Genomic DNA, 8588 nt, shown 5'->3' with positions numbered 1-8588 from the left:
ACCGTAGGCCACCGAACGGGGGATCGCGCCGGACAGACAGAATTCCGTGGTCCGCCGTTTTGTACAAAACCTCGCACTCCGTACAGATTTTCTCCGCGGCACAGTGTGGTTCCCGGTCGAGTGGTGCCCCGCCGGGTGGACCGGCGGGGCACCACCCGTGTCAGCTGTGCGACTTCCGCAGCTCGAACTTGAGCACCTTGCCGGTCGGGGTGCGCGGCAGGTCGAGCGGGAAGACGATCTCCTCGGGCACCTTGTACCGCGCGAGCAGCGCGCGGGTGTGCTCGACGATCTCCTCGGCGGTCACCGTGTGTCCCGGCTTGACGATGACGAACGCCTTGGGTCGCTCGCCCCACTTCTCGTGCGGCACACCGACGACGGCGACATCCAGCACGGCGGGATGCGCGATGATCGCCTGCTCCACCTCGACCGTCGAGATGTTCTCGCCGCCCGAGATGACGATGTCCTTCGCGCGGTCCTTGAGCTGGATGTAGCCGTCCGGGTGCATGACGCCCAGGTCGCCGGTGTGGAACCAGCCCCCGGCAAACGCCTGCGCGGTGGCCTCCGGATCGCGGTAGTAGCCGAGCATGACGTTGTTGCCGCGCAACACGATCTCGCCCATCGTCTCGCCGTCGGCGGGCACGTCCGCCATGTTGTCGTCGACGATGCGGGCGTTCTCGGCCTGCAGCATGCCGACACCCTGCCGGGAGATCAGCGCGGCCCGCTCCTCGGGCGACCGGTCGTTCCACGACTCCTGGAATTCGCAGATCGTGTACGGCCCGTACACCTCCGTGAGGCCGTACACGTGCACGACGGTCACGCCGAGGGTCTCGAGCTGCGCGATGACGGTCGGCGACGGGGGAGCGCCGGCGGTCGTGATCCGCAGCGCGTCCACCGGGTGCGCCTGCTCGGCGCCGGCGATCGTGGTGCACACGGCGGGGGCGCCGCACAGGTTGGTGATTCCGAGGTCGTCGATCGCGTCCCAGATGGCGTCGGCACGCACCGCCCGCAGGCACACGTGGGTGCCGGCCGCGGCGGTCACGGCCCACGGCGTGCACCAGCCGTTGCAGTGGAACATCGGCAGCGTCCACAGGTACTTGGTGTTGCCGTCGAAGCCGTTGTGGAACGTCTCGCCGAGCGAGTTCAGGTAGGCGCCGCGGTGGGAGTACATGACGCCCTTGGGCTTTCCGGTGGTGCCGGACGTGTAGTTGATGGCGATGACCTGCTGCTCGTCGTCGACGCCCCAGCGGAGTGGCTCGTCGGACAGGCCGTCGCGGCTGCGCAGGAACTCGTCGTACTGCGCGGTCGTCACACCGGCGGGGACGTCGGGGCGCGGGATCGTCGAGTCCGGTATCTCGACGATCTCGGCGACGCTGCCGACGTTCTCCCGCACGGTGCGCACCGAGCCCACCAGCTCGGAGTCCACGAACAGGATCCGGGCCCCGGCGTGGTCGAGGATGTACTCGAGCTCGGGTCCGGCCAGTCGCGAGTTGAGGGCGATCAGCACACCGCCGGCCAGCGGCACCGCGAAGTGCGCCATCAGCATCTCGGGGGTGTTGGGGCACAGGTAGGCGACCCGGTCGCCCGGTTCGATGCGGCTGCGCAGCACCCGTGCGAGCTGCGCCACCTCGTTCGCGAACTCGCGATACGTGTAGCGGCGGTCCCCGTGGATGATCGCGGTCTTGTCGGGGAACACCGATGCCGAGCGGTCCAGGAAGCGCAGCGGACTGAGCGGTGTGTGGTTCGCCGAGGCGGACAGTTCGGACACGAGTACCTCCGTGGTGATCGCAAGTGACGGGCGTTACACACCGCCGGATCCGACGCTATGGGGCACAGTCCGGCGGCCGCTACCCTCTGAAGTGGGTATCCGCGGTGGGTGCCCGGAATTCCGACGAACAGCGCACCGAACGAACTGATGACCGACATCCTGAGGCCGAGCGACGAGGACGCGATCCGCGCCGAACTCCGATATCTGCGCACCAGCACGACGCTGCCGGTGCTGTTCGGAGGCATGGTCGACGGGCCCAGCATGCGGCTGTCGGGCTTCGTCGGGACCCGCGGTGCGATGCTGCGTGATCTCGTGATCGACACCGAATGCGGACTGGGCGGTCGGGTGATCGCCGAACAGCGGCCCGGTGCGGTCCAGGACTACGCGAACTCCCGGCACATCACCCACGACTACGACCACGAGGTGGCCAGCGAGGGGATCGAGTCGCTGCTCGCGGCGCCGGTCGTGGTGCGCGGGACCACCCGCGCCGCGGTGTACGGCGGCCTGCGCGCCAACCTGCCGATCGGTGACGTGATGGCCGAATCGGTGATGCGGTCGGCGCGCAAACTCGCCCACGAGATCGAGATCCGCGACGAGGTCGACCGCCGGGTCGCGATGATCGAGAATGCGCGCACGGCACCGGACGCGTACCGGGACCCGAAGATCTCGGCGGGCATCACCGAGAGTTACCTGGCTCTGCGGGCGATCGCGGACCGCCTCGACGACGACGCCCTCGGCGCCGAGGTCAGGGCGGTGGAAGGAAAGCTGCGCGGGCTCACCGTCGGGGCGACCGAGCCCGCGAGGGTGACGCTGTCGCCCCGCGAGTTCGAGGTACTCGTCCACGTCGCGCTCGGCTGCCGCAACGCGGAGATCGGCGAGCGGTTGGGTCTGCGCCTCGACACCGTCAAGAGCTACATGCGCAACATCATGACCAAGCTCGAGGTCCGCAGCCGGCACGAGGCCGTGGTCGAGGCACGGCGGCAGGGGCTCATCCCGTAGCGTCGTCGGACCGTCGGATCATGTTCAGCGCCAACGCGATCAGGCAGCTGACGGCGGCAACGAGGGAGAACTCGGCCACCGCGGTCGACATGCCCTGGTAGGTGACGAGGAGACCCGCGGCGATCGCGGGCACGCCGAGCCCGACATACGTGAGCGTGAAGAACGCGGCCAGGACCGCGCCACTGGACTCGCGGGCGTGCAGGGCGACCGCGGTACTGACGCGCTGCATGCCGCCGGTGAACGCCAGTCCGTGTCCGATGCCGACGCCGGCGGTCACGACGAGGAGCAGGGCCAGGCTCGGCACGCGGTCGACGACCGACAGCCCCAGCATCCCGGCACACATCAGGCCGAGGCCGAGGCGCTGGGCGACGAGGGGGTCGAGGCCACGCATGCCCAGCTGCGCCACCACCGAGCACGACATCACCAGCGCGGCCGTGGCCGCCCCGACCAGCAGGTTCGACATGCCGAGCATCTCCGCGATCCAGGACGGCACCACCGACTGGAACAGGCCCACCGCCGCCCACGCGATCGCGGCCGGGACCGTTGCCAGCAAGAAGACGGACCGGATCGCGCGTGGAATCCGTGGCATCTCGATCAGACGCCGCCGCGGTGGGTGCGGCGAGGCGGCCGACGGCTCGGCGCGTTCGGGTGTCGGCAGTACCAGCAGCGCGACGAGTCCCGGGATCAGCGCGAGTCCGAACAGTGTGTAGGGGAGGACGAGTGGATGCGGCAGGTACTCGGCGACGGCGCCGGCGATCAGGGGGCCGAGGGCCGCGCCGGCCGCCGTGCTCGCCGTCGCGGCACGGGCGGCCCGCACGGGGTTGTGGCCGGGCACGTGCTCGAGCAGTGCCGCCGTCCCGGCGGCCGAGCACGCACCCACGGAGAGGCCCTGCAGGATGCGGCCGACGAACAGCCACGCCGTCGACTCCGCGAACGCGAGGACGGCGATGCCCCCGAGGCCCGAGGCGAGTGCCGCGATCAGGACCGGACGGCGCCCGATCCGGTCCGACAACGGGCCGAAGAAGAAGAGCGCCGGCACGAGGGCGGCGGCGTAGACCGCGAAGATCGCCGTCTGCGTGACCGGGCTGAACCCGAACTCGGTGCGGTAGACGCCGTAGAGCGCGGTCGGCATGTTCGCCCCCACCAGCAGGATCACCAGCACGTACCCGAGCCCGTGGAAGTGCCGCGCCGGCCACCGTCGGGCGGATCTCGTCGCGCGGTCGGTCGGGTCGGTCACGGGCGGCGTTCGGAGGTCGGTGGCTGGGCGCACGAGGACATCCTACGTAGGACGTCCTATGTATGCTGGACGGGGAAGGTGTCCGCGGCTCGTGTGAGGATGAACCGGTGACGGTGGTGCAGAAGGAATCGGCGTATCAGCAGGCGCTCGACTGGATGCGTGCCCGGATCTCGACCGGAGACTGGCCGATGGACCAGCGCATCCCGACGGAGCCGGAGCTGGCGACCCTGCTCGGTGTCGGCCGCAACACGCTCCGCGAGGCGATCAAGTGCCTCACGTCCACCGGCATGCTCGAGATCCGTCGCGGGTCGGGCACGTTCGTCCGCGCCCGTACCGACATCGGTGGCCTGCTCACCCGCCAGGTCGCGGTATCCGAGATGCTCCACGTCTACGAGGTGCGCCGCGCGCTCGAGCTCGAGGCGGTGCGACTGGCGTGCCTGCGCCGCACCGACGACGACGTCCGACGCCTGCGCGAGGCACTCGACCTCCGGGATCGGACCGGACGCACCGGCGACGGCGCCGACTTTGCCGACGCGGATCTGGCCTTCCACGTCGCCGTCGTCGCGGCCGCCCACAACCCCGTGCTGGACGAGCTGTTCGCAGGCATCGCCGAGCCGCTGCGGGCCACCTACGACTTCACCGACGGCGTCCACGAACCCGCACTCGGCGCGGCCCACCACGAGCGGGTGGTCGAGGCCATCGAGCGACGCGACGAGTCACGCGCCGGGCACGGTGCCTGCGGCTACCTCGACCTGTTCGTCGCCGCGGTGCGCGAGCGGCAGGCCGATGTGGCAGGTCCGTCGAACAGCGGGTAGATGCACTCGGGACAGACATCCCCGAGACGAAAGGTGTTTGCCGCGTGGCGATCTACCGACTGGGCGACCTGGTTCCCGACATCCATCCCACCGCCTTCGTGCATCCCGACGTCGTGGTGGTCGGGGCCGTGACGATCGGCGCCGAGGCGTCCCGGTGCGGACTGCGTCGTCGGGCACAACGCGCACATCGAGGGCGCGGTGGTCGAGGACCGGTGCCTCATCGGATCGATGTCCACGAGCCTGCAGCGTGTGGTGGTGGGCACGGGCACCCTCGTCGGCGCGACCGCGCTGCTCACCGAGGGCACCGTCGTCCCGCCCCGATCGAGAGTGCTCGGCGCACCGGCAACCGTTGCGCCGCATCCTGATCCGGACGCCTTCGCGGAGGGGTTGCGTCGCGGTGTCGCCACGTACGTGGCCAACGCGGCGCGGTATCGGTCGGACATGGAGCGCATCGACTGACCGCTCCGGTTGTCGCGTCCGGTGCTGCCGGAGTAGGGTGTCGTCGTTCGGGTCGACCCGCGCCCGCGGATCTGCGGGGTTCGAGGAAGAGGAGGTGGGGCTAGTAATGAGTAGCCAACCTCCGAGTACCAGTTAAACAGGACAATCCACGCCATCCACTCCGATGGCGTTCGACTGGTGTCCGTGGGACCGCGATCGGCGGTCCGGATCGCGGACCTTCCCGAAAGCTGTATTCGTATGCGTGAAAAGCGTCCGATTCGCTCGATCCTCCCTCGCCGCGCCGCCGGTACCGCCGACGACGTGGTCTCGCCCGAGCATTCGATGGCACCGCGACACCCGGGGCAGACGCCACCGGCCGCGGCCCAATCCGGCGTCGTGGAGTCCAGCGTCGTCAACAGCGCGGTCTACCGCGACGGCCGCCGGATCTCCTCGCCGGCGACCCTCGCGGAAGCACTCGCGAGCCTGCCCGACGAGTCGTCGATGGCCTGGATCGGTCTCTACCGTCCGGACGACGCTCAACTGAACGCTGCGGCAGAGCAATTCGACCTGCACGAGCTCGCGGTCGAGGATGCGATCGTCGCGCACCAGCGGCCCAAGCTCGAGCGGTACGGCGACACGCTGTTCGTCGTGCTGCGCGCCGCGCGGTACCTCGACGAATCGGAGAGCGTCGACTTCGGCGAACTGCACATCTTCTGCGGCCCGACGTTCGTGCTCACCGTCCGGCACAGCGAGTCCCCGGACCTGTCGGCCGTCCGGGACCGCATGGAGGGCGACCCGGAACTGCTCAAGCTGGGGCCCGAGGCGGTGCTGTACGCGATCCTCGACGCCGTGGTCGACGGCTACGCGCCCGTCGTCGCGGGTCTGCAGAACGACATCGACGAGATCGAGACCGAGGTCTTCAGCGGCGACCCCATGGTGTCCCGGCGTATCTACGAACTCTCCCGAGAGGTGGTCGAGTTCCAGCGCGCCACCAAGCCGCTGCTCGGCATGCTGCGCGCACTGTCCGCGGGCTTCGACAAGTACAACACCGACGAGGAACTGCAGAAGTACCTGCGGGACGTGACCGACCACGCGACGACGGTGGTCGAACGGGTCGACGGCTTCCGGGAGTTGCTCGGCAGCATCCTCGCGCTGAACGCGACGCTGGTCTCGCAGGCGCAGAACGAAGAGATGCGCAACATGACCGAGGCCAGCTACGCGCAGAACGAGGAGATCAAGAAGGTCTCGGCGTGGGCAGCAATCCTGTTCGCGCCCACCCTGATCGGCACCGTGTACGGCATGAACTTCGACAACATGCCCGAATTGCACTGGGCCGGCGGGTATCCGTTCGCGTTGATGCTCATGGTGCTCACCTGTACCGGGCTGTACACGATCTTCAAGCGTCGCGGCTGGCTGTAGACCGGGCCGGGCGGTCCGGCTACAGTCTCAGGCGTGACCTCACTTCGCGCGATCGACTCCGGTGAGCTGCTGACGCGGCGCCGCCATGTCGATTTCGCGCACGTGTGTACGTCCGGGTGTCGGCGGGTCTGATCCGACCCGCCCCCCGGCGCGAGTGTCTCGCCGCCGGGATCACTTCACGCGCGCCGTCATCGCACGCGCCGTGATCACGCACTCGGCATTCACGCACACGAACGATGGGATCTCACCCGTGACCACTGCATCCGTTTCACACCTGTCCTCGATCGTCTCCGCCACCGCCGACGCGGTCTCCCGGGACGCAGCGAAGGCGAACGTCGTCTTCCGCGCGTCGGCCCGGGCCCACGACGCCGTTGCCAGCACCGTCTCGCTCGGTAAGTACACGGTCGAGGTGGACGAGCCGCCGGCGCTCGGCGGCGAGAACTCCGCCCCCAACCCGGTGGAGTACTACCTGGCCTCGCTGCTGTCGTGCCACGTCGTGACGTACCGGTTCTGGGCCGAGAAGCTCGGTATCCGGGTCGACGACATCACCGCCCGCGCCGAGGGCGACCTCGACGTGCGGGGCTTCTTCGGGTTCGACGAGACCGTGCGGCCCGGCTTCGGCGAGGTCCGCGTCGTCGTGAACGTCACCGGCCCGGAGTCGCGGGAGCGCTACCTCGAACTGCACGAGGCGGCCGAGGCGCACTGCCCTGTTCTGGACCTGACGCGTAACCCCACTCCGGTCACCTCGGTCCTCGAGACGCCCGCCGCAAACGGCTGATCGGGGGCACCGGCCGCGGCGAACAGCGCGCGAACAGCGGGTGCGGGTGTCACTATGGACGCCGTGGACCTGCCTATCGCACCACCGCTGCAGCCGATGCTGGCCAAGGCCGCGTCCGGAGTGCCCGAACAACCGGCCGGTGAATCCGTCTGGTCGTACGAGCCCAAATGGGACGGATTCCGCGCCATCGTGTTCCGCGACGGCGACGACGTGGTGCTCGGCTCGCGTGGCGGCAAGGACCTGGCCCGGTACTTCCCCGAGATGGTCGAGGCGGTGCGGGCCGAACTGCCGCCACGCTGCGTCGTCGACGGCGAGCTGGTGGTCCCCCGGGAGATCGGCGGCCGGACCCGGCTGGACTGGGGCTCGCTCTCCGAGCGCATCCACCCGGCCGACAGCCGGGTGAAGCTGCTCGCGGAGCAGACCCCGGCGCAGTTCATCGGATTCGATCTGCTGGCGCTCGGCGACGACGACTTCACCGCGCGCCCGTTCGCCGAACGCCGCAACGCACTGCTCGATGCGGTCGGCGGCGGACCGAGCTGTCACGTCACGGCGGCCACCCTCGACAGTGCCACCGCGCAGCGCTGGTTCGAGACGTTCGAGGGAGCGGGACTCGACGGCGTCGTCGCCAAGAGGCTCGACGGCCACTATCTGCCGAACAAGCGGGAGATGGTGAAGGTCAAGCACTCTCGAACCGCCGACGTCGTCGCGATCGGCTACCGGCCGCACAAGAGTCAGCCGGGCATAGGATCGATCCTGTTGGGGCTGTACGACGGCGGCGAGCTGCACATGGTCGGCGGCGCGTCGGCCTTCACCGCGAAGCGTCGCGTCGAGCTGTTCGCCGAACTCGAACCGTTGCGGGTCGGCGACGACGTCGTGGCCGAGGGGGAGGCCACCCGCTGGCGCTCGAGCGCCGACCGCAGCTGGATTCCGCTCCGCCCCGAGCGCGTCCTCGAGGTGGCGTACGACCAGATGGAGGGCGGGCTCGGCGAACGCGGCAGCCAGGCCGGGGTGCGGTTCCGGCACGCGGCGCGGTTCCTGCGGTGGCGCCCCGACCGGGCGCCGGAGTCGTGCACGTTCGAGCAACTCGAGGTTCCGCTCCGCTACGACCTCGCCGACGTCCTGACAGGGGAGGGCTGA

Annotated in this window: 7 protein-coding genes and 1 pseudogene; 6 read left to right on the top strand and 2 right to left on the bottom strand. The window is 69.6% G+C overall.

The genetic code is table 11. The features are described from left to right. Positions 1-160: 160 nt before the first annotated feature. Positions 161-1765 carry an acyl--CoA ligase family protein gene (locus J2X34_RS09625; RefSeq protein WP_114722094.1) on the bottom strand — a complete coding sequence of 535 codons (1605 nt, stop codon included), beginning with the start codon at positions 1763-1765 and terminating at the stop codon, positions 161-163. 147 nt (positions 1766-1912) lie between these two features. Between J2X34_RS09625 and J2X34_RS09620 the strand changes: the two genes are divergently transcribed. Next, positions 1913-2764, top strand: coding sequence for a helix-turn-helix transcriptional regulator (locus J2X34_RS09620; RefSeq protein ID WP_114722166.1), 852 nt, complete (start codon positions 1913-1915; stop codon positions 2762-2764). Here J2X34_RS09620 and J2X34_RS09615 read toward each other — a convergent pair. After that, positions 2754-4034 carry an MFS transporter gene (locus tag J2X34_RS09615; protein WP_258557906.1) on the bottom strand — a complete coding sequence of 427 codons (1281 nt, stop codon included), beginning with the start codon at positions 4032-4034 and terminating at the stop codon, positions 2754-2756. The genes J2X34_RS09620 and J2X34_RS09615 overlap by 11 nt on opposite strands. 74 nt (positions 4035-4108) lie before the next feature. Here J2X34_RS09615 and J2X34_RS09610 point away from each other — a divergent pair, with 74 nt between their 5' ends. The 5 genes and pseudogenes from J2X34_RS09610 to J2X34_RS09590 all read left to right on the top strand — a co-directional run bounded on the left by J2X34_RS09610 (position 4109) and on the right by J2X34_RS09590 (position 8588). Next, the gene (locus J2X34_RS09610; RefSeq protein WP_429516832.1) at positions 4109-4816 is read left to right on the top strand and encodes a FadR/GntR family transcriptional regulator; all 708 of its coding nucleotides are present in this window, start codon (positions 4109-4111) and stop codon (positions 4814-4816) included. 44 nt (positions 4817-4860) lie between these two features. Continuing rightward, a pseudogene (locus J2X34_RS09605) lies at positions 4861-5275 on the top strand (gamma carbonic anhydrase family protein). A 237-nt stretch (positions 5276-5512) separates the two neighbouring features. After that, positions 5513-6673, top strand: a complete 1161-nt coding sequence (locus J2X34_RS09600) for a magnesium and cobalt transport protein CorA (RefSeq protein WP_174913586.1) — start codon at positions 5513-5515, stop codon at positions 6671-6673. Positions 6674-6923: 250 nt separating this feature from the next. Further along, entirely contained in the window at positions 6924-7451 is a 528-nt protein-coding gene (locus J2X34_RS09595) for an OsmC family protein (protein ID WP_429516830.1), read from the top strand. A gap of 63 nt (positions 7452-7514) precedes the next feature. After that, positions 7515-8588, top strand: a complete 1074-nt coding sequence (locus tag J2X34_RS09590; RefSeq protein ID WP_429516828.1) for an ATP-dependent DNA ligase — start codon at positions 7515-7517, stop codon at positions 8586-8588.

The sequence above is a fragment of the Rhodococcus sp. BE178 genome (assembly GCF_050433545.1).
Lineage (GTDB): Bacteria > Actinomycetota > Actinomycetes > Mycobacteriales > Mycobacteriaceae > Prescottella.
Note: the sequence above shows the minus strand (reverse complement) of the source record. Positions and strands in the feature narration are given on the sequence as shown.